Origin of the sequence: Enterococcus rotai, from assembly GCF_001465345.1 — a bacterium.
In the GTDB taxonomy this organism is placed as follows: Bacteria; Bacillota; Bacilli; order Lactobacillales; family Enterococcaceae; genus Enterococcus_L; species Enterococcus_L rotai.
Genome location: NZ_CP013655.1, coordinates 1,280,614 through 1,304,960 on the forward strand (window position 1 = coordinate 1,280,614; position 24,347 = coordinate 1,304,960).

Sequence of the window (24,347 nt, forward strand, 5' to 3'; positions counted from 1 at the left end):
ATGAAAAAACAAACAAAAATCTTTTTTTGTTTCGTTGCTTGTGTACTGCTTATCTTTACTTTTACTGATTTACAGATTTCGGAAACGCTTTACAATCCAAAGAGCACGTTTGGTTGGTTCTTTGAATCGTTTGGAGAAGTGATTATCGCATTGATTGGTTGTTTTAGTACAGTTGGAATGATCAGAACAAGTGGAAAAAAATGGTCTGTCAGCAATATTCTATTAGGAACTCTATTTTTGTTTGATACCTTTATGGCAAGCTTTTTAATTACGCATTATTTAAAATTACCAACTTTTGCTATGGGGTTATTAGGAATTTGCTGCGTGGTTATTTTCCCTTTAATTGGACGTAACATTAAACCTGCTGATTTTGAAGTGGTTCGGCGGATAGCCAAAGCTGGCGTTGTGATTTCCCTTGCTCCGATCCTCATCGTGACGTTAGTCAAAATGCTGTGGGGACGGCAACGTTTCCGCTCAATGCTCAACCCAGCAGCCGAGTTTACGCCTTGGTATGTGATAAACGGATTTACCATGAATGATGATTTTATGTCTTTTCCTTCGGGCCATTCGGCTAATAGTGCTACCATCATTTGGATCACTTGGTTACCGTTATGGTTAGAAAGAATAAAAGGGAAAGAGACGCTGCTATCTCTTATTTCTGGTATATGGATCATTTGTGTGATGTTAAGTCGTGTCATTATGGGCGCCCACTTTGCTAGTGATGTGTTAATGGGGGCATCAATCGTGTTGTTTTTAAATATGTATTTAAAGAAGAAGTGGTATCCTTCTATTGAACTTGGGACACATTAAAAGTTTGCATGAAAATAGGTATGATTTTGTGAGAAGTAGGCAAAAACAGGCCTATTTTTTGCTACTTTCTTTATGTTCATGTAGACGGAACTTGTAATGTATATTACTATGAGAGCTATAAATAGATTGTTGAGGACATACAAAAGACTTGGGGGAGTTGTTGTGAAAAAAATGAAAAGAACTATTTTATTTGGTTTATGCATGGTGTTTTTTGGGATTTTAGTAGGGTGTAATAATTCTGCTAAATCGAGCGTTGATACGGCTATATCATCATCTAGTAGTACAGAAACGACAGAGTTGACCGCCAGTAGTAAAGAAACTAAAGAAACTACAGAATCAATTACTAAACAATCAAGCACAGTTCAGGACACGAAAGAAACAGATGAATCACAGGAACAAGTAAAAGAAGAGCAAGCAAATGAAGTAACTGAAGAAATGAATCTCTCCCAAATTCAACAAGGCGATTATTCGAGCCTTAATGGAACTTGGGTGAACGGACTGGGTAATACAATCTTTGTAGAAAACACTACAATGAGTTTTACAGACATTTCTAACCAGAAGCAAGCAGCGGAAATAAATGGATTAAACATAAATATTCCCAATTTGAATTCGCCAGATGGGACACCTGAGTTAGTATCTTTTATGGGAGATAATAATAAAGTTCAATCGTATGAACAGCAATTAGGAATTGAAGAGAATCAAGGATTTATTTCTTTAAAAAGTAGTCTTCCAAGTGCAGCAATCTACGTATCATTTTTACCAAAAGGGGTAGTGGGAGACATATTTGAGGGAGATAGCACTAGAGATAAAATTGTTGCTGTGGGTACGCAAAATACCGCTACATCAGTTCGAGCAGAGTATGTCTATTATAAAATCGACTAGATAGGTGTTAAGGAAATAAAACAATGCATTCAAAAAAATAGTATGTATCTATAATGAGATACTGTGATTTCTTTATGAAGTGCCCACAAAAAATGGGTGCTTTTTTGCTTATTATCCTGACCAAAATCAAAAGAAAAAGCGCTCCATTTTAGCGAGCGCTTAAAACAACTTATTCTATCAGAGACTCATTTCTCTTTATAAAAATCTTTCAAAATCTCACGCACTTCATCCGTCGATTTCGTCCCCATCAATTTAACACGCAAATCACTAGCGCCAGGAAATCCCTTCACATAAATCTTAAAGAAACGATGTAAACCAACGATTGAGCGTGGTACCATTTCAGCATACTGATCCTGTAAATTAAGCTGCATCTCCAATAATCCAAGTAAGTCTTGAGATGAATGCTCTTTCGGTTCCTTTTCAAACGCATAAGGATTTTTAAAAATTCCCCGACCGATCATAATCCCATCGACGCCATATTGTTCTGCAAGTTGCAAACCTGTTTGTCGGTCAGGAATATCACCATTGATCGTAATCAGTGTTTGCGGAGCAATCCGATCACGAATATCCATAATTTGCGGAATCAAGTCCCAATGAGCATCAACTTTGCTCATTTCATTTCGTGTTCGTAAATGAACAGAAAGGTTGGCAATATCTTGTTTTAATAAATGGGTGATCCAATCTTCCATTTCCGCAATTTCTGCATAACCGATCCGAGTTTTAACACTGACAGGGATATCGCCTGCTTTTGCGGCTTCGATCAATTCAGCGGCCACTTCAGGACGCAAAATCAACCCACTGCCCTTGCCGCGACCTGCAACATTAGGAACAGGACACCCCATATTCAAATCAATGCCTTTAAAGCCCATTTCGGCTAAGCCAAGGCTCATTTCTTTAAAAAATTCTGGTTTGTCTCCCCAAATATGAGCGACCATCGGCTGTTCATCTTCAGTAAAAACCAAACGTCCACGCACACTTTCGATGCCATCAGGATGGCAATAACTGTCTGAATTCGTAAATTCTGTAAAGAAAACATCAGGTGCGCCGGCTTCTTTTACGACATGACGAAAAACGACGTCGGTCACATCTTCCATCGGTGCTAAAATAAAAAAAGGCTTTGGTAGTTCTGCCCAAAAATTATTCATCATTCTATACTCTCCACTCTATTGCTTTCAGTTAGATTCTGAAAAACATACTCATTATACTAATAATACTGGAAAGAATCAAAGGGAAGATTTTTATATCAGCTAAGGTTAGTGTTAGTCGTAATACAAGTTAGAGATAGAAAGTAAAAATAATTTGCTTATTTTTAGTAAGTGTATTATACTGGCGTTATCAGTTTAGTTCTAAACTAAAAGGAGGTTCAAAAAAATGGAAAAACTATCACTTACAGAAAAAGTAAAATTAAGTTGTTGGATGTCCATCTTGCAGTTTGTACAAAAAAGCAATCTCCAGTCCAATGAGTTTTTAAAACAATATGACCTAAATGCTTCAAAATTTGATATGCTTCATCAGATTCAGGAAAACCAACCGATCACGCAAAAGGAGCTAGGGGAGAAATTGCTTATCTCCAAGGGCGGTGTTTCGCAAATGATCAAACAGTTTGAAGCGGACGGCTGGATCACACGCCAACAAGAGTGGAAGGAAAAATACATTTCCTTGACCGCTAGAGGGCAAGAACAGCTAGATAATTGTTTTATTGCCCAAAGTAAGCTGCAAGCATCCGCATTTGATAATTTAACGAAACAAGAAGTCCTTCAATTAGCAAAAATCAGCAAAAAATTGATGAAATCATAACAATAGTTAGAGAATAAAAAAGGAGTGTAAAAAAATGAACGAAAAATTCGGAATAGATTCTTCAAAAGGCATGGAAATCGGGTTATATTCATTAGGAGATCACGTTAAAAATCCAATGACAGGCAAGCTGATCAGCGAGCAACAACGAATCAATGATATTATCGAAGCAGCAAAGTTTGCTGATGAAGCAGGCATCGATGTGTTCGGTGTTGGCGAAAGTCATCAAAGTCATTTTATCGGACAAGCGAACCAAGTGATTTTATCGGCAATCGCAGCACAAACAAAAGATATTAAGATTTCTAGTTCCGTTACCGTTTTAAGTACCAACGATCCAGTCCGAGTGTATGAAGAGTATGCAACGTTGGATTTGATTTCCAATGGTCGTGCTGAAATCGTTGCAGGACGAGGCTCTCGTGTGGGTGTTTACGAGCTACTTGGGTTTGATTTGAAAGATTATGAAGAATTGTTTGAAGAAAAAATGCACTTGTTGAAACTCTTGAATGAGGCTACACCAAATGAGCGGATAAATTGGGAAGGGAACTTCCGTGCACCCTTACAAGATGCGGAAATTCTCCCACAGCCAGTTCGTGGACATTTACCTGTTTGGCGAGCTGTAGGTGGTCCTGCAGAAAGTGCAATCAAAGCTGGATTAGATGGGATCCCAATGATGCTAACAACATTAGCTGGACCAGCTCCGATTTTTAAACGCTCAGTAGATGCGTATCGTTTAGCTTTAACGGAAGCGGGCTACGATGAAAAGGAATTTCCGTTGGCAACAACAAGCTTGTTTTATGTAGCTGAGACAGGCATCCAAGCGCGTAAAGAAATGTATCCATTTTTAAATGCTGGTTGGGGAGCAATTCGTGGCGGAACGTATCCAAAACAACATTTTGCTCAATCACAAGATACCAGAGACACGCTAATGGTCGGAGGTGTCAATGAGATTATTGAAAAGATGCTTTATCAATATGAATTGTATGGACATCAACGGTTTATGGCGCAAATTGATTTTGGTGGTGTACCTCTGGACCTAGTTAAGAAAAATATTGAATTGATTGCGACAAAAGTTATGCCGGAAGTTAAAAAATACACCAAAGAATAGGAGGGATGTTTATGAAAATCGTAGCAATAATCGGTTCAGCATTCGGCAGTAAGTCAAGAGTAGCTGTAAACTATACGGTTAATAAAATAAAAGCAGTACGAGAAAATGTAGATGTGGATGTTATTGATTTTTCTGAAATACAATTTCCCTTTGCTGATGGTCGTGAGTATTTTCAGTATGAAGGAGAAGTTGGGGCGGCATTGAAAAAGATCATGGACGCGGATGGCTTGATCATTGGAACACCAATTTTTCAAGCGTCGATGCCAGGGACTTTGAAGAATTTATTTGATCTGCTGCCAGTTAGTGCTTTTAGAAATAAGGTGGCAGGTATGATTGTCACGGCTGGATCGGAAAAACATTTTTTGATTCCTGAACAACAAATCCGTCCAGTTTTGAGCTATATGAAGGCTAATCTTGTGCCTAACTATGTATTTATTACAGATGAAGATGTTATGCGGCAAGAAATCAAAAATCCTGATATTGAGTTTCGTCTGGATCGTTTTGTGGATGATCTTTTCTTATTGTTGGATACGTATCAAATGATGATGCAACAAAAAGAAGCGGAATATGATTTTTAAAGAAAAGCTTATAGATAGGATGTTGGGGTAGCTTGATACAAAACTATCGTGATACGATGAAGTAAACTTTCTGGAGGTCATTATATGGGAACCATTGATCAAGAATATTTACAAGAGTCGATAGAACAATTTCTGTGTGAAGCGAATTGTTTAAAAACGTATACACACTGTATTGCTGTAGGTGATTATGCCTGTAAGTTAGCAGAGCGGTTTATGGCGGACCCACATAAGGCTCAGATTGCTGGGTATTTGCATGATATTTCTGCCATTTATCCAGATGATCAACGAGTGGCTGTAGCGAATAAGATGGGTATAGCGCTATGCAAAGAAGAACTAACACTGCCTATGATCATTCATCAGAAAATATCTAGGGAAATTGCTTTAGGTCAATTCAATATAACGGATCTGGAGATACTATCTGCGATTGAATGTCATACTACTTTAAAAGGAAACTACTCTACTTTAGATTTAGTGGTGTTCATAGCAGATAAAATAAAATGGGATCAAGATGGCGAACCGCCATATATTACGGGTCTAATGACGGCCTTGGATCATTCATTAGAATCTGCAGCTTATTATTATATTGATTATTTATTGAATCATGATATTCAGGTGATCCACCCATGGTTGAATGAAGCCTATGTGAAATTGAAACAACAATTAGAGTCTGCTTAGGCTTTATTTATAGAAGGATATAATGAAAAGACCTACTTAGCTCTCTTTTATAAAAAAGCTAAGTAGGTCTTTTGGATAATTATGATATATTTAATTTGTTTTACAACAAATCAGCATCTTTCAAAATATCCCTCCTGATTTTTGATCTGTTACGCCGTCATTGTAACAAGGATCATTTTTGTCAACAAAAGATAGCTGTATAAAATTGGACAATTGGTTGATTTTGTCTGAAAAATAGTGTTAGGAGTATAAGAAAAAAGCTTTCTAACAGTGTTGATTGCTAGAAAAGCTTACTAGTTATGTTGACTGAAAATAGAGAGAGGCGATGAACCTGTGATTATTGAACAACGGTCCACTCGTTAAGTGTTTTTCCAGTGGCATCAATCAATTCCAACCAACTATTTGTTCCGCCAAAATATAAAAATAGACCCACTTCATTGACGCTTTTTAAAATAATATCTTCTGTGGTCACATTGTTTTTCACCTTGTCTTGATGATCTTCTCTGATTCTTTGCCCCATTTTTGCTGAAAAGCCTAAAGACCCATCTTTATTAAGTGGCGGTTTGGCCATCATAGTAGCGCCAGCTTTTAACAACATTTCATTACGTTTGTGCCAAAGGGCGGTTGCTTTGCTCTCACGTGTATCGATAAAAAATTCGATTTGGCTGACTTCTTTGGTCCATTTATGCCGAGCTTTTGCTGGTTTTGCTTTGGCCTTTTTAGGTTCTTCATGATGTTTAAGCGGGTAGCCAAATTTTTCTAAGACCATAAGCACTTCATTTTTATAGGTCGTAAGTGTTTTGGTAGCGCTAGATGGAATTTTTGTTGCTACTCTAGAGTTCTGTTCTAGCTGGATGCCGTTTTCTAAAGCCTCTGTGATCAATTGCTGTTCTAAATAGCCTAATTCAATATCCCATGAAGGAACAATAGTGATCATTTTATTAAAAGTGACTTCAGTGTGAAAAGCCCCGGCTTCTGATTTGCCTATCGAAACAATCGTATTTTCATTTAGCAAAACATAGACAGCTGCATGTTCAAGCAGGATGCCTTCGTTAGTATCAAATAGGGTGATGGTTCCTTGTTTGTTATTAAATTCAATGGTTGTTTTGGTTTCCGTGATGAGGACAGATAAGTTGATATTCATATTAGACTCCTTTTTAATCCTTGTTTTCGGTTTATAAGTAAGTAAATAGTAGCATGAAATTCGTCATAAGTCCTGTAACTTAGACCAAGCGATAAATGTTATATAAAATAATATAGGTTATTTATGGTGGTATTTGTAATTTTCAGCAGGCTGTGTGTTATTTCTATAGTTTTTTATGAGAATAGAACTTGTATTTCAGGAGGTGGATGCGGTTGTTTCCTCATTTTTAATAGGTTAAGTGGTGATGGAAATTATCTTTTTTTACTTTATGAAGTTGATAATACTGCTTTCTCGTTGAATAAATAATAGGTTAAGTATGAAAAATTAAATGAATTTGCTCACATTTGATTCTCATTTTAATAATAAAAAAATAGTTGAAAAATAAGTGGCGTCTTGTTATTCTGTTCAGTAAATTGATGAAGGTGGTTCGGTCGATGGAAAAGCTTAAGAATAATGACTTTATAACGAAACAGGATTATCAAATGGCTTTGGAAGAGATCATTCGTCCTTTGAGACAGAAAATACTTGAATCAGATAGTCCAAGTTTACATTTAGGTAGTAGTGGAGCCGTCTATGATCAACAGCGGGCAGACATGGAAGCGCTTGTTCGGCCGCTGTGGGGCATTGCCCCTGCTTGGCGGTTTCAAAAGGATGATGAATTAAGAGATGCCTACTTAACAAAACTAATCAAAGGGACTGATCCAGCTAATCCTTACTACTGGGGCTTGATCGAGGATTATGATCAATACATCGTTGAGACAGCCGCCCTGTCATTGACATTGTTGTTGCACAAAAAATATGTTTGGGAATTATTGTCAAATACAGCGCAACAGAACATGATAAACTGGCTGTCGCAAGCGTTAGTGCGGAAAATCCCTAAAAATAATTGGACTTTTTTTAAAGTATTGATCCGAACTGCGTTGTTTCATTGTGGTGAAAAACTAGACCGAAAAAAACTAACTGAAGAATTTCAATTGATTGATTCGATGTATATTGGTGAAGGCTGGTATGTAGATGGGAAAGCGACACAAAGAGACTATTATATTCCGTTTGCTTTTCATTACTACGGCTTGATTTACGCAACTTTCATGAAGGAAGAAGATCCTGAAAGGGCCCAATGCTTGATTGATAGAGCGAAGTTATTTGCCCAAGATTTTATATATTATTTTGATAATGATGGTGAAGGACTACCGTATGGCCGCAGCTTAACATATCGTTTTGCACAAGGCGCTTTTTTCTCAGCATTGGTTTTTGCTGATGTTGAAGTAATTCCTTGGGGAGAAGTAAAAACAATTCTATCAACACATTTAAAAAAATGGCTAAACCATGATATTTTTACTTTTGATGGTCGGCTTTCGATTGGCTATCATTATGAAAATCTTGTGATGGCAGAAGGGTATAATGCGCCAGGTTCACCTTATTGGGCGCTAAAGACATTCTTGTTGTTGGCTGTGCGTAATGATCATCCTTTTTGGGAAGCAGTGCCAATGCCAGTGAAGAAACAAGGGAAGAAATTTGTGGAAAAAGGAAATATGCTTTTAATGCAGGCGCGAGACGGAGAGCACTTATTAGGGTTTCCGGCTGGGATGATGGTCGAGGGACAAGCTCATGCACAAGCTAAATATAGTAAGTTTGTCTATTCTACAAAATTTGGCTTCAGTGTCCCTAAAGCAGGTAGCAGCTATGAAGAAGGTGCCTTTGACAATACCTTGGCTATTGCTCGTGCCGGGGAAGATTGTTTTCAAACGAAAGGTGTGACAGAAAGTTACTGGCTGACAGAAGAGTGTGTTTATCAGAAGTGGTCGCCATTTGCTGGTGTAACAATCGAAACGGAAGTTTATCCTTTTGATCAATGGCATCTACGAGTGCATGAAATCGATACAAAAGTCCCGTTAGAGGTTCGAGAAGGTGGGTTTAGTCTGCCGTTATTGGGAAGAAAACCACAAGGTCAGCAAGGCTTAGATTGGAGTTTTGTAAGGGAAAAAGATTGGCTATCTCAGATTGTTGCGATAGAAGGATATGATGAAGCGCTGATTATTCAGCCGGAACCGAATACTTCTTTATTTTTCCCCAGAACTAGCTTGCCGTGCTTGAAAAAATCATTGCCTGCAGGTAAACATCGCTTGATTTGTCTGGTTGGCGGTATGATTAAAAGTGATAAGGAGACGAGAAATAATGATAAAAATTGAGTTGAAAAATAATCAAGATCGACTGATCGTGGGCAAGATCGACCATGAAAAGGAGGAACAGTCATATCTAGCCGAAGGGGCTGAAATGGCAGTTTTAGCTATCAAAGATTACACGTATGAAGTAGGAGATAAAATCGTGGTGTCGACAACGGAGCTAAGCTCATACTTGGCCGTACAACTTGATGAAACCCTACCGTTGTCGATTATTTATGTTGCTCAACAAACATGGGAATATCAAATTCCGCTTATAGAATCACTTAGAAAAGCTTCTGTTGAAACAGCATTTCAGTCAAAACGCCATCATTTGATGGTACGAAAAGCCCATGACTTTGAAATTAAGAACTATCAAAATCTTTCATTCAATTCTCATGATCAAAAGGCAAAATCAGGTGCGTACCCCCATGCAAGTGCGAATGTAGAAACGAGAGATGATGCAGTATTTTTTGCTAAAAATGCTATTGATGGAAAATATGGAAATTTATCTCATGGCTCGTATCCCTTTGCATCATGGGGCATCAATCAACAAAAAGATGCAGCGTTAACAATTGAATTTGGCCGTAAAGTTGAAATTGATTGGATCAGATTACTATTTAGAGGAGATTATCCTCACGATAGCTATTGGACTGAAGTAACACTAGAATTTTCAGATGGCACACAGCAAATTCTAGCCACAACCAATGACACAATGTTTCAAGAAATTAAATTTTCAACCAAAGTAACAGAGTTTGTGACCTTGAAAAATCTAAAAAAAGCCGCGGATGATTCTCCGTTTCCAGCGCTTACTCAAATCGAAGTTTTTGGGAGAAATAAGTAAAGAAATGAACCATGATCTTTTGCCTAGAAAGCAATCATGGTTTTTTTGTTGGAAAAATGTCGTAAGAAGCATTCGCTTTTTCATTTTGTTTGGGTTATAATGATTTTAGTTAATATGTTAACAAGTTAAGGAGCTGTAAAATATGTCTCTTCAGGAAAATAAAGATAAGCTGATCGATTTGGGTGAAAAGGTAAGCCCACAATGGTTAGCAGAACAAATCAATTGGTGCATCACACAAATCGAGAAAAACATGCAACGATTTGGTACACAATTTCCTTCTGCCAGTGCTACCAACGGGAAATACCGGATCAAAGCCAATGATGATTGGACGAATGGTTTTTGGACTGGAATGCTTTGGTTAGCATATGAATGGACTGGAAAAGAAACGTTTTTAAAACGAGCAATGGAAAATATCGTCAGTTTTCAACAACGTTTAGATGATCATTTTGTATTGGATCATCATGATATCGGTTTTTTATATAGTCTATCAGCAGGTGCGGGCTATCAAATAACTGGAAGTGAGTCCTGTAAGACAGAAATTATTCAAGCCGCAGATGTTTTGATGGCACGTTTTCAGAAATTAGGTAGTTTTATCCAGGCTTGGGGGAAATATGGTGATCCTAAAGAATATCGCTTGATTATTGATTCTTTGATCAACTTGCCTCTTTTATTTAAAGCAACAGAAATTTCAGGCGATGCTCGCTATTCAGCTGTTGCAACGAAGCATTACCATACATTGTTAAAGACTGTGATCAAAGCGGATGCAACAACGTTTCATACGTACTATTTTGATCCTGAAACAGGCCAACCGAGTCATGGAGCTACGCATCAAGGGAATAGCGATGAATCAATTTGGGCAAGGGGCCAAAGTTGGGCAGTCTTAGGGATTCCGTTGAATGAAGGGTATCTGCAATCTAAACCATTTCCAGAAAACTATGCACAAATTGTTGATGTATTTTTAGCGCATTTACCTGAAGATCTTGTGCCTTATTGGGATTTTGATTTTAATGACCAATACTCGTCAGATAAAGACAGTTCTTCTGCGGCTATTGCGGCGTGTGGTTTATTAGAAGCTGAAACGATGCACGCCTATCCAGATGCAAAAGCAATCGCCAAGGGAATGATTTATCAATTAGGAGAACACTACTCTGCTAAAAATACAGGTGGGAATGAAGGGTTGTTGCTCCATGGAGTATATGCACATGGAGAAGGCAAAGGAATCGATGAACCAAATTTATGGGGCGATTATTTTTATTTGGAAGCCTTGATCAGATTAGCAAAACCAGAATGGCAAAGATACTGGTAAAGGGGAATGACGATGCAAACGTTTGAGATAAAAGAAGATTTTTTACTAGATGGTAAACCAGTCAAATTGATCAGTGGTGCGATCCATTATTTTCGGATGACACCAGGGCAATGGGAAGATAGTTTATATAACCTAAAAGCTTTAGGAGCTAATACTGTAGAAACCTATATACCTTGGAATCTACATGAACCTGTTGAAGGAACGTATGATTTTGAAGGCTTAAAAGATATCGAAGCATTTGTAAAACTTGCGCAAGAAATCGGGCTGCTCGTTATTTTACGCCCTTCGGTTTATATTTGTGCTGAATGGGAGTTTGGTGGTCTGCCCGCTTGGTTGCTAAGAGAAAAAGGCATGCGATTGCGTTCGACTGATCCACGTTTTATGGAAAAAGTTCGTCAATATTTTAGTGTTCTAATTCCTAAACTAGTACCGCTGCAATCGACTCAAGGTGGGCCTGTGATCATGATGCAGATCGAAAATGAGTATGGGTCTTATGGAATGGAAAAAGACTATCTTCGTCAAACCAAACAATTGATGGAAGAGTTTGGCGTTGATGTACCACTGTTTACTTCAGATGGTGCGTGGGATGAAGTACTTGATGCTGGAACATTGATTGAAGAGAATGTTTTTGTGACAGGGAATTTTGGGAGTCGCTCAAAGGAAAATGCCCAAGTGATGCAAAACTTCATGGAACGTCATGGAAAAAAATGGCCGATCATGTGTATGGAATATTGGGATGGTTGGTTTAATCGTTGGAATGAGCCGATCATCAAACGAGATGGACAAGAGCTAGCGGCAGAGGTCAAAGATATGTTGGAAGTTGGTTCGTTAAATTTATATATGTTTCATGGTGGGACAAACTTTGGCTTTTATAATGGCTGTTCAGCACGCGGTGTGCTAGATTTGCCGCAAGTCACAAGTTACGATTATGATGCATTGCTGACGGAATGGGGCGAGCCGACCGAAAAGTATTTTCATGTTCAAAAAGCCATCAAAGAAGTCTGCCCAGAAGTTTGGCAAGCAGAGCCGCGCAAAAAAGAACCGATGAACCTCGGGACGTATCCTGTAAAAGAAAGTGTTTCACTATTTGCAACAAAGGATCAGATGATCCAGGCTCAGCAGGCGATGTATCCATTAAGCATGGAAGAAGCCGGTGAGGGATATGGCTATATGTTGTATTCAGTAGAATTGAAAAATTATTTTCATGAGAATAAATTGAAAATCGTAGAGGCGAGCGACCGAATCCAAGTTTATGTGGATGGAGAGCATCAGACGACGCAGTATCAAGAAACAGTTGGAGAAGAGTTGACGATAAATGGACAGCCGGATAAAAAAGAAATCAGTTTAGATGTTTTGGTTGAAAATTTGGGTCGAGTCAATTATGGATTTAAGCTAAATAGTCCCACTCAATCAAAAGGGATCCGTGGCGGTATTATGCAGGATATTCATTTTCATCAAGGCTATCGACACTATCCGTTAACGTTGTCTGAAAGTCAGTTGCAGGCTATTGAGTATACAGCGGGAAGTAATCCACAACAGCCTTCGTTTTATCGAATAGAGGTTGAGCTGGATACATTAGGGGACACGTTTATTGATTGCTCTGACTATGGCAAAGGGGTTGTGTTCGTCAATGGTGTCAACCTTGGGCGCTACTGGGAGGTCGGGCCGATCCGATCATTATATTGCCCAAAAGAATTTTTGAAAAAGGGGCATAACGAAGTGGTGATTTTTGAGACGGAAGGTCGAGAAATCAAAGAACTGCACTTCTCAGAAAAAGCCATTGTCGATTAAAAAATCGAAGCAGAAGCTTACTCAGCTTCTACTTCGATTTTTGTTTTGAAATATTTCCAGTGTTTATAACTGACGATATATTCGGCAACACTTCCGTCGGTAAGGTAAGAATGTTTGACTTGTTTAACTGCGGGTTCCCGAAAACTCAATTGCAATAAATTTAACAGCTCTGGATCGTTTGGAAAGACGATTTCATTGGTTTCGACAGAGGCTAATGAAAACAAATCGATCGCAAAATCTTTCCGAACTTTTTCGTAGACACTTGCATAAGCAGTAAGGTCTTTTTCGATTGGTTCTTTCATCAATTTTTTAGGCAGATGTGTGATATGGGCTAAAAAAGGTGTATCGCCAAAAGAGCGCACACGAATAATCTTATAGTAGCTGGCATTAGCAGGTAAGCCTAGCTGTTTTAGAATCTCAGGTTTATTTTCTTCTTCAACAGAGATTACTTGAACTTTCTCAGTATCTAAGGAGTGAAGCTCTATATCAGAAAACTTAACGTTTTGGGAGATCTTGGCTTTTGAAACAAACGTCCCTTTACCTTGAATACGGTACAAATAGCCTGCGCTGGTTAATTCGTTCAATGCTTTAACCGCAGTGATAGAACTGACAGAATAAATCCGTTTGATATCTGCCTCAGAATAAAATTTATCGCCAGGAATGAATGTATGATTTTTTATTTCGGCTAAGAGATCTTGTTTGATCTGTTCATATTTAGGAATCATGAGAGATTACCTCCATTCTCATAAGATAGTCAATTAAGGATAACATGTTAATTTTACTTTAGCAATTGCTTTATAAGAGTATCTGTTAGTAAATATACACAATAAGTAAGGTCATAATAAAAATTCAACATATTAAGATATTAGGTTTACGGATGGGTTATCATGTGTTATAGTATATTCGTAAGGAACATAACATGTTAAGTAGGGCGGCCTGCATTGCTATCTAGCTACGCGGGCTAACCTTTCGGGAAAAAGATAAAACCTGAATGTGACAAAAAGCGTCACAGTCATGTTTTCCTATTTTCCTGTCAAGGTTAAACGAGCCCGCTGCGCTTTTATTTTAAGGAGGGAATCAAGTGGAAAACATTGTATTGATAAGCCATGGCGGGATGGCTGAAGGTGTTAAAGGCAGTTTGGAGATGATTGTTGGACAACAAGAACATATTCATACCGTATCTTTACGACCTGATGGGGATAATATCCAATTTGAAAATGAGTTAAATTCAAAAATGAAAGCCCTTAACGGATCGACACTGATCATTGCAGACTTATTAGGTGGGACGCCTTGTAACGTTGCAGTGAAAAATTATTTGAATGTGGCTGGTGTTGAAATTATTGCCGGAATGACTCTTTCAATCGTAATCGAAGCTGTTGTAAATCAGCAAGCTTCTATCAAAGAACTTGTCTGTTTGGCGAAAGAAAATATTGTGGACGTCAAAGCTGGTATGAATAAAGCTGAGAAAGATATTTCGGAAGCAAATTTAGAAACAGAACTCAGTAATTATGGTGAATATGCAGGTTATGCCAATATCGTCAATACCCGTATCGATGAACGCTTGATTCATGGGCAAGTAGCTGGGATTTGGTCAACAAGTTTAGATACACAAAGAATTATTGTGGCCAACGATGAAGCAGCCTCAGATCCTTTGCAAAAGTCTTCTCTTAGAATGGCGGCACCTACTTCTATGCGATTATCGGTTTTACCTATTGCAGAAGCTGCGGAAAATATTTGTGCTGGTAAATATGGTAAACAAAGGCTGTTCTTGTTATTCAAAAACCCAGCAGATGTTTTAAGGTTTATTGAAGCAGGCGGACCAATCGATACTGTGAATGTTGGCAATATGAGCTACAAAGAAGGCGCTCGTGAAGTAACGAAAAGTATTCAGGTTTTAGAAAATGAAGAGAGTATTTTTGAAGCGATTGCTTCAAAAGGGATAAATGTTACGGCTCAATTAGTTCCAAATGACCCGGCAATTGATTTTATGAAGAAAATGAAAAGTAAAAATTAATATATTATCTCACTTTGAAATGTGCCAGGAAACACAGTGAATGAAAAGAACTGATGTTGAAAAGTACAAGGTGAAGCAAAGCGGAACGTTGTTACCATATCTAGCTACGCGGGCTAGCCTCTCGGGAAAAAGATAAATTATGAATGAGGCAAAAAGCACCTCAGTCCTAATTTCCTATTTTCCTGTCGAGGCTGGACGAGCCCGCTACGCTTTTAAATTATCTAGCTTCAAGAGCTAGCCTTTCGGGAAAAAGACAAAATCCGATTGTGGCAAAAAAGCGCCACCCTCTGATTTTTCTATTTTCCTGTCAAGGCTGATCAAGCTCTTTCAGCTTTTGCTTTGAAACACAGTGAATGAAAAGAACTGATGTTGAAAAGTACAAGGTGAAGCGAAGCGGAACGTTGTTACCATATCTAGCTGCACGGGCTAGCTCTTCGGAAAAAAGATAAAATCTGCCTGTGGCAAAAAGCGCCATAAACAGATTTTCCTATTTTTCTGTCAGAGCTGGGCGAGCCCGCTACGCTTTTAAATTTAGGAGGAAAATTCATGCATTTAGCGGCGTATCAAATTATTCTTATTACGGTTTATGCTTTTATTGCAATTAATGATTCACTTATTTCAAATACGTTGACGCAACCTGCCATTGCCGGAATGATTTCGGGGATGATCATGGGGGATTTGAAAACAGGGTTGATGGTCGGTGGGACTTTACAGCTTATGCGTTTAGGAATTGCGGCATTTGGTGGAGCTTCTGTACCGGATTATTTTACTGGAGCGGTGCTTGGGACAGCCTTTGCGGTTATTTCAGGTAAGGGAGCTGAATATGGGATCGGTTTAGCTGTGCCAGTATCACTATTGATGTTACAGCTGGATGTTGTGGCACGGTTTTGTAATGTGTTTCTGTTGCATCGTGTCGACAAAGCAATCGATAACATGCAGGTCAAACGGATTCCACGTTTAGTATTGTCAGGTTCATTTTTATGGGGATTGTCTCGTGCTATCCCGATTTTATTGATGTTGTTAGTTGGAGATGCAGCAGTTACGACCATTACTGAAAATATGCCGGAATGGTTGATGACGGGTCTGAAAACAGCAGGTGGTGTTTTACCAGTGGTGGGTGTCGGGATTTTACTACGTTACTTACCGACTAAACAATATATTCCTTATCTATTATTAGGATTCTTTTTGGCAGCTTATCTACAAGTACCAATGCTAGGTGTTTCAATCGTTGGAATGGTAGCAGCTATGCTGGTATTTAAACGGGATAGTGACAAACCAGTAGCGCAAGCAAACGCTGGGACAAGCAACTTTGAAGGAGGATTTGATGGCGATGAGTAATCAAAAACTAACGAAACAAGAATTGAATGCAATCAGCTGGCGCTACATTTTAGGAAGTCAATTAAACTGGAACTATGAACGAATGATGAGTTCTGGCTATTTATATGGTATTTTACCGGTATTGAAAAAATTCTACGGACATGATGAACAACAATTCCAAGATATGATGCGCACGCACAATCAATTTTTTAATACCAATGCTATTTTCGGAAACTTGATCATGGGGATCGATGTTGCGATTGAAGAACAAGATGGCTACAAAGCAAAAGACACGATCGTAGCGCTAAAAACAGCGTTGATGGGTTCCTTAGCAGGTGTTGGTGACTCATTGTTCCACGTGATTTGGGGAACGATTTTTGGTTCAGTTGCTGGAACCTTGGCACAAAATGGTTCGGTTGTGGGTTGTGTGATCTGGATCATTGCCAATATTGCGTTATTGTTTGGACGAGCTGCATTATTGCCACTTGGCTATAAACAAGGTGTCAAACTCGTAACGACTTTAAAAGATAAATTATCGGCATTTACGAATGCTGCAACGGTTTTAGGGATCACTGTGATCGGTGCGTTGATTCCTTCAGTAATTAAAGCAACAGTGCCATTTGTCTATAAAAAAGATGGTGTTGAGCTAGTTATTCAAGATACATTAGATGCTATTTTGCCATCATTAGTCCCAATCCTTCTAGTCCTTTTGACTTATTGGATGTTAGGGCAGAAAAAATTAAATTCAACTCGTGTGATCTGGATTATTTTGATTCTTTCGATTGCATTAAGTGCTTTTGGAATTTTGGGATAATAAAACGCAGAAATAGGTGATTAGATGAAACGAGTCAATATTTTATCTCGTTTAGAGAAAACAGGTGTGGTTGCAGTTGTCCGCGGTGCGACGAAAGAAGAAGCGTTAAAAGCTAGTCACGCAATTATTGAAGGTGGCATGACTGGTATTGAATTGACCTTCACTGTACCGCAAGCTGCTGAAGTGATCAAAGAATTAGTCGGGATTTATAGTGATCGTCCTGATATCGTCATTGGTGCAGGCACTGTACTAGATGCGGTAACTGCTCGTTTAGCGATTATGGCAGGTGCTCAATATGTCGTTAGTCCAAGTTTTAATCGGGAAACAGCGGAACTTTGTAATTTGTATCAAGTTCCATATTTGCCAGGCTGTATGACAATCACTGAAGTACAAGAGGCATTGAAAAGTGGAGCGGATATCGTGAAGCTATTTCCAGGTAGTGTTTATGGACCAAGTATTATCTCTGCTTTTATGGCGCCGATGCCTCAAGTGAGTATCATGCCGACAGGCGGTGTCAATTTAGACAACATGGCGGATTGGTTTAAAGCCGGAGCGGTAACTGTTGGTGTTGGTGGGGATTTATTGGCGCCAGCGACTTTCGGAGACTTCCAAAAAGTTACAGAAACAGCCCGTCTCTATATGGCGAAATTAAAAGAAATTAAGGGATGAGCAGATGGGAAAAGTCGTTACTTTAGGTGAAATCATGTTGCGGTTATCAACGCAGTCGGGAAATCGTTTAGTTCAAAGTGACTCTTTGCAAGCTCATTATGGCGGTGGTGAGGCTAATGTCGCTATTTCTTTAGCAAATTATGGACATGAAGTTGTTTTTGCGAGTAAAGTACCGAATACAGCTTTAGGTGAGGCAGTTCGTAAGCATTTGTGGAGATATCATGTAGACACACATTATCTGTTAACCGGCGGCAAGCGACTCGGGACTTACTACCTGGAGACAGGTATTGGTGAACGGGCAGCCTCGGTTATTTATGACCGAGCAGGCTCAAGTTTTGCTGAAATGAAAGTACTTGAATGGGATTTAGCTACTTTATTTGATGATGTGGATATTTTTCATATTTCAGGTATTACACCGGCCCTATCAAAGCCTTGGCAGACAATGACCCTTGAATTAATGAAACAAGCAAAAAAAGCTGGCTGTAAAGTTAGTTTTGATTGTAATTATCGTAGTAAATTGTGGAGTTTGAAAGAAGCAGGACAACTGTTTACGCAAATTTTGCCTTATGTTGATTATTGTTCAGCTGGGAAACTGGATGCCGTTAACTTATTGGGCATTTCAGTCGATTCAGATGAAGAATTAGCTTTTTATTATGAAAAAATGCAAGAACACTTTCCCAATATCCAACTGTTTTACTCAACGAAACGGACAGTCCGTTCAGCCAGTGCCAACCAATTGATTGGGACACTTTGGTACAATCACCAGTATTACGAATCAGCAATTCATGAAATCAATCCGATTGTAGACCGAGTTGGAGCAGGCGATGCGTTTGCTGGTGGAATTTTACATGGTGTATTAGAACAAATGACGCCGCGAGCAACAGTCGATTTTGCTACTGCAGCAGCAGCTTTGAAGCATACGGTTTATGGAGATTGTAATCAGTTCAGCAAAGAAGAAGTCGCTGATTTTTTAATATGCGGCTCAGGAAAAATAATACGATAGAGGAGTATGAATTATGCAAAATATGGACAATAGATATACGCATAGTCCGGAAGATATCCGTCACTATTCAACAGAAGAATTACGTAGAGAGTTTTTAGTCGAAAAAGTGTTTACACCAGGCGAAATCAGCTTGACGTATACACACAATGATCGAATGATCTTTGGTGGAGTAACGCCAACAACAGAACCATTAGAGATTGTGTTAACGAAAGAATTAGGTGTTGACTACTTCTTAGAACGTCGAGAATTAGGAGTAATCAATATCGGTGGTTCAGGCTCGATCACAATTGATGGTCAAACCGAATCTATGAAAAAGCAAGATGGTTATTATATCGGAAAAGAAACCAAACAAGTGATTTTTCAGTCAGATGATCCCAAAAATCCAGCTAAGTTTTATGTGAATAGCGTTCCAGCACATCATAAATACCCGAATGTGAAAATCAGTATCGATCAAATCAAACCGATGGAAACAGGAGAAGCGTTAACCTTAAACAAACGTAAAATCTATCAATACATTCATCCAAATGTTTGTGAAAGCTGTCAACTTCAAATGGGCTACACAGTCTTGGAACCAGGTAGCTCGTGGAATACAATGCCTTGTCATACACACGTTCGTCGGATGGAAGCTTATCTTTATTTTGATTACGCAAACGAAGACACTCGTGTATTCCATATGATGGGTAAACCAGATGAAACCAAGCATTTAGTTGTCGCTAATGAACAAGCGATCATTTCACCAAGTTGGTCGATCCACTCAGGTGTGGGGACAGGGGATTATACATTTATCTGGTCAATGTGCGGCGAAAATATCACGTATACAGACATGGATATGGTGCCGATGGATCAACTAAAATAGAAAAGAGGAATACAAATGAACTTTAATATGGATATGTTCCGTTTAGATGGGAAAGTAGCGTTAGTAACAGGCGCTGTACACGGTATTGGCTTTGAAATTGCTAAGTCATTAGCTGCAGCTGGCGCTACGATCGTTTTTAATAATCTATCTCAAGAATCTGTAGATAAAGGACTAGCTCTTTACCAAGAAGCAGGGATCAAGGCACGAGGATACGCTTGTGATGTAACAGACGAAGAGGCGGTTCAAGCGACAGTCCAACAAATCAAAGAAGAGGTTGGCTCGATCGATATTTTGGTGAACAATGCGGGAATCATCAAACGAATTCCCATGATCGAAATGTCGGCGGCAGAATTTAGACAAGTGGTCGATGTGGATTTGAATGCGCCTTTTATTATGGCTAAAGCAGTCATTCCAGATATGATCGAAAAAGGCGGCGGCAAGATCATTAATATTTGTTCAATGATGAGTGAGCTGGGCAGAGAAACAGTCAGTGCTTATGCGGCAGCTAAAGGCGGTCTTAAAATGTTGACGAAAAATATTGCTTCTGAATACGGTCAATATAATATTCAGTGTAACGGTATTGGACCTGGCTACATTGCGACACCGCAAACAGCACCGCTAAGAGAGAAACAAGAAAACGGTGAACGGCATCCTTTCGATCAATTTATCGTAGGACGAACACCAGCAGCTCGTTGGGGCGAACCAGTCGACTTAAGTGGTCCAGCAGTTTTCTTAGCTTCAAGTGCATCAGACTTTGTGAATGGACACATTTTATACGTTGATGGTGGTATTTTAGCGTATATTGGCAAACAACCGTAAACGACTTATAATAGTAGAAAGAGCAACCCATGATCGCCAATCGTATTATGGGTTCTCACTTATAAATATATGAAAGCGTTTGCTTTTTAATCAGAGAAGGAGGGTACAATAATGATCAATAGATCTAAAAAATGGCTGTGTATTGTAGGCTGTTCACTTTTACTTGGTAGTTTTTCTAATGCATTGAGTGGTGAGAGTTTTGCTGAGGAAGTAACTCAAGTCCAGACTGGTGTTTACGAATCAGATTTTGCCAATCAACTGGGAGAATGGCAAGATGTTGTTGGAAAAGCTGACAAGGCAAGTACAGCTAATGGGTTGATTATTGGAAATACAAAACAAGGAACAAATTTAGAGTCTGTCTCCTTAAATAAAAATGCCGGAAGTAAAAGTGCTGGTGATCTGGAATATACATTTTTATATGAAGGACAAACGAATTTTGGGTTAGTCTTTCGCGCTGATTCGCAAGATTCAAAAAAATGGCAATCTTTCGCTTATACTCGAGATGGGCAATGGCAATTAGGACAACCTGGAGGAAAATGGATCACAACGATTACTGGGCCTAAATTGATTTCAGGGCAACGCTATAAAATATTGATCCGTTATGAAGGAAAGAGCTTCAAAGCGTTTTTGAATGATCAACTGTTATATGAAAATAATGAAGTGATTTACCCGAATACTTCTACGAGCATTGATGGTGATTGGGAAGGATATGTAGGGATTCGCCTTTTTGGCAATCTATCAAAACTAAACGTCCTGTCAATGCGTAGTGGTGCAGTTGGGAGTCTTCCTGTTGAAAATAACCTAAGCGATTATGCGGCTTTAAAAGAAAAATGGAAAAATCAATTAGTTTCTGATCAGTATGACGAAACCAATACGACCGTTGTAAACTACGTTAAAAAACTTTCAGAAGAAGCGGAGCAATTATATCAAACCTTAAATAAAGACCCAAATCGAACATATCTTTGGCCAATCGAGCAAGGGAACACAGCTTCAGCAGATTTGACGACACAATTTACTAAATTACAAAAACTTGCTTTAGCCTATGGAACAAAAGGGAGTGCCTTTTATCATGATCCGCAGATAGCTACTGCAATCAACGACGGCTTAGATTTTATGGTGACAAAAAAAGGCTACGACGGGAAGAAATATCATGGCAATTGGTGGGATTGGCAGATCGGTGTGCCACAAAAATTTGTTGGTATTTTAATGATTTTAGGAGATCAAGTACCACAGGCTAAACAACAGCAGTATACGGAAGCTGTGAGCGGCTACGTGCCTGATCCGTTTAAACAATTGTATACCAAAGCTCAAGGAACGTTTGTCGATCTAGCATTTATTCCTAACTTTGTAACTTCAGGAGCGAATCGTACAGATTTAGCTCAAACTGTTTTAGCGTTGGGCATTTTACAAGAAAATGATGGGAAAATCAGTCAAGCATCTAGTAGCATTGTTGATGTTTTCAAATTAGTGACCAAAGGCGACGGTTTTTATCAAGATGGTTCATTTATTCAGCATAATAATATTCCCTATACAGGATCATATGGCAATGTGCTGATGAAAGGTGTGGGCCAAATCTTAGCAATCACTAAAGATTCTAAATTTGAAATGGAACCAGCGATTGTTCAAGCATTTGTTGAAAATGTTGACAAGGCATTTATTCCTTTGATCTATCAAGGCGAAATGTTACCAGGTGTCAATGGTCGTTCGATCTCTAGAGCGCCAGCTAAAACGAAAACAGGTTATGGTTCCACAACACTTTATAATTTATTGATTGTCTCAAAATTTGCTCCAACGGAATACCAAACGAAATTTAAAGAAGCTGCTAAATATTGGATGAAAGAAAATCCAACCTATTATTTGACTAATGCAAGAGATTATAATGATTTACAAATGACTATGTCTGTGTTGGGTGATGACTCAATTGCTGGAGAGACATTGCCATTTGTCGGGACAAAAATGTATGCCTCAATGGACCGATTTGTTCAAAGAACACCCAATTACATGATGGGTTTAAGTTTGTATTCAAGTAGAATTTCTTCCTTTGAAGCAGGCAATAAAGAAAATAAACGTGGTTGGCATACAGCGGATGGTATGGTGTATTTGTATAATGATGATGAAGTACAATTTAATTCTGCTTATTGGCCAACAGTCGATCCTTATCGGTTACCTGGTACAACCGTAGATACCGTTCCTTTAAAGGATGAAGTTTCCGCATTCACAACGGTCACCTCTAAAGAAAAATGGGTTGGCGGCGTAGCGCTAGATGATCAAGCTGTTGTAGGAATGGCGTTGAATAAAACAGGAACAAAAAATAATGGGACCGTGTTACCAATGAATCTCCAAGGAAAAAAATCATGGTTTGTAGTAGATGGACAAATTGTTGCATTAGGCGCGGGAATCAAAGGAGATACGACAGCTTCGATTGAAACGATTGTCGATAATCGTCTATTAAATGACAACTATACCTATGACGTACTGTCAAATAATGGTGTGATTCAACAAGAAAAAGAACGCAGTACGAAAGAATGGCTACTATTAAAATCGGATCATCAAAATGCGAATATTGGCTACTATTTCCCGGAGAATGCAACAGTGGATGTAATCAGTGAAGTTCGTAAAGGATCGTATACAGAAATCAATGAAGCTTTTCCTAGTAACGATCAATACACTGGAAACTATCGCAAGTTTGTACTAGATCACGGGAAAAATCCAGCGAATGAGCAGTATGCATATGTAACCTTGCCAGGAATCGATGAAGCAGGTCTAAAAAAATATGCAGCAGAAAAACCTGTAACAGTTTTGGCTAATTCAGCGGATATTCAAGCTGTAGAGTTGAAAAAATCCAATTACTTAGGTGTGAATATCTGGAAAGAGACTGGTGGCAGCATAGCGGGAATCACGTCGAACAAGGCGGTGTCTTTATTGAAGAAAACAAACGAAGGCAAGAAAACCTATGTATTAGCAGAGCCAACGCAATCAAATGTCGTGATGACAGTCAAAATACCTAAAGACTTCCAGAAAATTATGACGCTAAGTGAAGGGATCAACTATGACGAATCCACTGATACCTTTACGATTCATTTCGAGAACGCAGGTGGAAGTAGTAAACAAATCGTTGTAGAGTAAATAAGTAAAAAATGATTTCTAGTCTGACTTCCCTAAGTAATAAGGAATGTTTAGGCTAGAAATCGTTTTTTTAAAGCAGAATAAAATAAAGTGATTTTATTTGTTGACATTTTTAAAGAATCGCAGTAAGATTTAAATGTAACTTAGAATGTTACTAAGAGTTGGAGTGATAGACATGGCCATGTCGACGAAATTAAGTGTCGCAATCCACATTCTCAGTTTGATTGAGATCGGACCACCCGATCGTGTCAATTCTGAATTGATTGCATCAAGTGTAAATACCAATCCGGTTGTCGTCAGAAGGTTGATGAGTAAACTAAAAAAAGCTGGACTTATCCACACAAGCAGAGGCGCAACTCAAACCTATTTGTTGAAAAAACCAGAAGATATTTCTCTGTATGATGTTTATGAAGCCGTCGAGTTAGATCATGAAGTATTCAACATTCATCAAAATCCTAATCCGAACTGCCTTGTTGGAGCGAATATCCAATCTGCTTTAGAAGAACAATATAGTAAAGTGCAGCAAAGCATGGAAGCCGAATTAAAAGAAATTGCCTTAGCTGATGTGATTCATCAAATTAAGCAACAAGAGACTTAAACGTGTCTCTTCTCTTTTTAAGAGTAAATGTAACAAAAAAAGT

22 protein-coding genes are annotated in these 24,347 nt (G+C 38.7%); 19 read left to right on the forward strand and 3 right to left on the reverse strand.

What is annotated here, in order from left to right:
• Both ATZ35_RS05965 and ATZ35_RS05970 read left to right on the forward strand, forming a co-directional pair.
• Complete coding sequence (locus ATZ35_RS05965; RefSeq protein ID WP_208929926.1) at positions 1-810, forward strand: phosphatase PAP2 family protein; 810 nt, start codon at positions 1-3, stop codon at positions 808-810.
• 171 nt (positions 811-981) lie between these two features.
• Positions 982-1,692, forward strand: coding sequence for a DUF6287 domain-containing protein (locus tag ATZ35_RS05970; RefSeq protein WP_244148220.1), 711 nt, complete (start codon positions 982-984; stop codon positions 1,690-1,692).
• Positions 1,693-1,877: 185 nt separating this feature from the next.
• Here the strand turns inward: ATZ35_RS05970 and ATZ35_RS05975 are convergent, their stop codons facing one another.
• Positions 1,878-2,840: a tRNA dihydrouridine synthase gene (locus tag ATZ35_RS05975; protein WP_208929928.1), complete on the reverse strand. Its 963-nt coding sequence runs from the start codon at positions 2,838-2,840 to the stop codon at positions 1,878-1,880.
• A gap of 223 nt (positions 2,841-3,063) precedes the next feature.
• Between ATZ35_RS05975 and ATZ35_RS05980 the strand changes: the two genes are divergently transcribed.
• From ATZ35_RS05980 to yqeK, 4 genes are all read left to right on the forward strand, one after another.
• Complete coding sequence (locus ATZ35_RS05980) at positions 3,064-3,489, forward strand: MarR family winged helix-turn-helix transcriptional regulator (RefSeq protein WP_010762238.1); 426 nt, start codon at positions 3,064-3,066, stop codon at positions 3,487-3,489.
• A gap of 34 nt (positions 3,490-3,523) precedes the next feature.
• Positions 3,524-4,591: an LLM class flavin-dependent oxidoreductase gene (locus tag ATZ35_RS05985; protein ID WP_208929929.1), complete on the forward strand. Its 1,068-nt coding sequence runs from the start codon at positions 3,524-3,526 to the stop codon at positions 4,589-4,591.
• Positions 4,592-4,602: 11 nt separating this feature from the next.
• The gene (locus ATZ35_RS05990; protein ID WP_208929930.1) at positions 4,603-5,169 is read left to right on the forward strand and encodes an NADPH-dependent FMN reductase; all 567 of its coding nucleotides are present in this window, start codon (positions 4,603-4,605) and stop codon (positions 5,167-5,169) included.
• An 84-nt stretch (positions 5,170-5,253) separates the two neighbouring features.
• Positions 5,254-5,844, forward strand: a complete 591-nt coding sequence (gene yqeK / locus ATZ35_RS05995) for a bis(5'-nucleosyl)-tetraphosphatase (symmetrical) YqeK (RefSeq protein WP_425250081.1) — start codon at positions 5,254-5,256, stop codon at positions 5,842-5,844.
• A 337-nt stretch (positions 5,845-6,181) separates the two neighbouring features.
• On the opposite strand, the gene ATZ35_RS06000 is transcribed toward yqeK, so the two are convergent.
• Entirely contained in the window at positions 6,182-6,988 is an 807-nt protein-coding gene (locus tag ATZ35_RS06000; protein ID WP_208929931.1) for a hypothetical protein, read from the reverse strand.
• Between the two features lie 434 nt (positions 6,989-7,422).
• Here ATZ35_RS06000 and ATZ35_RS06005 point away from each other — a divergent pair, with 434 nt between their 5' ends.
• The 4 genes from ATZ35_RS06005 (at position 7,423) to ATZ35_RS06020 (ending at position 13,088) form a co-directional block, all read left to right on the forward strand.
• Positions 7,423-9,177 carry a DUF2264 domain-containing protein gene (locus tag ATZ35_RS06005; RefSeq protein WP_208929932.1) on the forward strand — a complete coding sequence of 585 codons (1,755 nt, stop codon included), beginning with the start codon at positions 7,423-7,425 and terminating at the stop codon, positions 9,175-9,177.
• A complete protein-coding gene (locus tag ATZ35_RS06010; protein WP_208929933.1) occupies positions 9,164-9,991 on the forward strand; it encodes a hypothetical protein in 828 nt (275 codons plus the stop codon). The genes ATZ35_RS06005 and ATZ35_RS06010 overlap by 14 nt, the downstream gene beginning before the upstream one ends.
• A 142-nt stretch (positions 9,992-10,133) precedes the next feature.
• Positions 10,134-11,297 (forward strand): glycoside hydrolase family 88 protein, encoded by a 1,164-nt coding sequence (locus ATZ35_RS06015; protein ID WP_208929934.1) that lies wholly within the window; start codon positions 10,134-10,136, stop codon positions 11,295-11,297.
• A gap of 12 nt (positions 11,298-11,309) precedes the next feature.
• Positions 11,310-13,088 carry a glycoside hydrolase family 35 protein gene (locus ATZ35_RS06020; RefSeq protein WP_208929935.1) on the forward strand — a complete coding sequence of 593 codons (1,779 nt, stop codon included), beginning with the start codon at positions 11,310-11,312 and terminating at the stop codon, positions 13,086-13,088.
• 17 nt (positions 13,089-13,105) lie between these two features.
• On the opposite strand, the gene ATZ35_RS06025 is transcribed toward ATZ35_RS06020, so the two are convergent.
• Positions 13,106-13,813, reverse strand: coding sequence for a GntR family transcriptional regulator (locus ATZ35_RS06025; protein ID WP_208929936.1), 708 nt, complete (start codon positions 13,811-13,813; stop codon positions 13,106-13,108).
• A 356-nt stretch (positions 13,814-14,169) separates the two neighbouring features.
• On the opposite strand from ATZ35_RS06025, the gene ATZ35_RS06030 reads away from it, so the two are divergent.
• The 9 genes from ATZ35_RS06030 (at position 14,170) to ATZ35_RS06070 (ending at position 24,304) form a co-directional block, all read left to right on the forward strand.
• Positions 14,170-15,102, forward strand: a complete 933-nt coding sequence (locus tag ATZ35_RS06030) for a PTS sugar transporter subunit IIAB (RefSeq protein WP_208929937.1) — start codon at positions 14,170-14,172, stop codon at positions 15,100-15,102.
• A 546-nt stretch (positions 15,103-15,648) separates the two neighbouring features.
• The gene (locus ATZ35_RS06035; protein WP_208929938.1) at positions 15,649-16,440 is read left to right on the forward strand and encodes a PTS mannose/fructose/sorbose/N-acetylgalactosamine transporter subunit IIC; all 792 of its coding nucleotides are present in this window, start codon (positions 15,649-15,651) and stop codon (positions 16,438-16,440) included.
• The gene (locus tag ATZ35_RS06040; protein WP_208929939.1) at positions 16,433-17,233 is read left to right on the forward strand and encodes a PTS system mannose/fructose/sorbose family transporter subunit IID; all 801 of its coding nucleotides are present in this window, start codon (positions 16,433-16,435) and stop codon (positions 17,231-17,233) included. Before ATZ35_RS06035 ends, ATZ35_RS06040 begins: the two co-directional genes overlap by 8 nt.
• Positions 17,234-17,257: 24 nt before the next feature.
• Positions 17,258-17,902 carry a bifunctional 4-hydroxy-2-oxoglutarate aldolase/2-dehydro-3-deoxy-phosphogluconate aldolase gene (locus ATZ35_RS06045; RefSeq protein ID WP_208929940.1) on the forward strand — a complete coding sequence of 215 codons (645 nt, stop codon included), beginning with the start codon at positions 17,258-17,260 and terminating at the stop codon, positions 17,900-17,902.
• Positions 17,903-17,906: 4 nt separating this feature from the next.
• Positions 17,907-18,905 carry a sugar kinase gene (locus tag ATZ35_RS06050; protein ID WP_208929941.1) on the forward strand — a complete coding sequence of 333 codons (999 nt, stop codon included), beginning with the start codon at positions 17,907-17,909 and terminating at the stop codon, positions 18,903-18,905.
• Between the two features lie 13 nt (positions 18,906-18,918).
• Positions 18,919-19,761, forward strand: a complete 843-nt coding sequence (kduI, locus tag ATZ35_RS06055; protein ID WP_208929942.1) for a 5-dehydro-4-deoxy-D-glucuronate isomerase — start codon at positions 18,919-18,921, stop codon at positions 19,759-19,761.
• 15 nt (positions 19,762-19,776) lie between these two features.
• Positions 19,777-20,580 (forward strand): gluconate 5-dehydrogenase, encoded by an 804-nt coding sequence (locus ATZ35_RS06060; protein WP_208929943.1) that lies wholly within the window; start codon positions 19,777-19,779, stop codon positions 20,578-20,580.
• Between the two features lie 114 nt (positions 20,581-20,694).
• Positions 20,695-23,706: a hyaluronate lyase HylB gene (gene hylB / locus ATZ35_RS06065; RefSeq protein ID WP_425250087.1), complete on the forward strand. Its 3,012-nt coding sequence runs from the start codon at positions 20,695-20,697 to the stop codon at positions 23,704-23,706.
• Between the two features lie 175 nt (positions 23,707-23,881).
• Complete coding sequence (locus ATZ35_RS06070) at positions 23,882-24,304, forward strand: Rrf2 family transcriptional regulator (protein ID WP_208929945.1); 423 nt, start codon at positions 23,882-23,884, stop codon at positions 24,302-24,304.
• Positions 24,305-24,347: the final 43 nt, after the last annotated feature.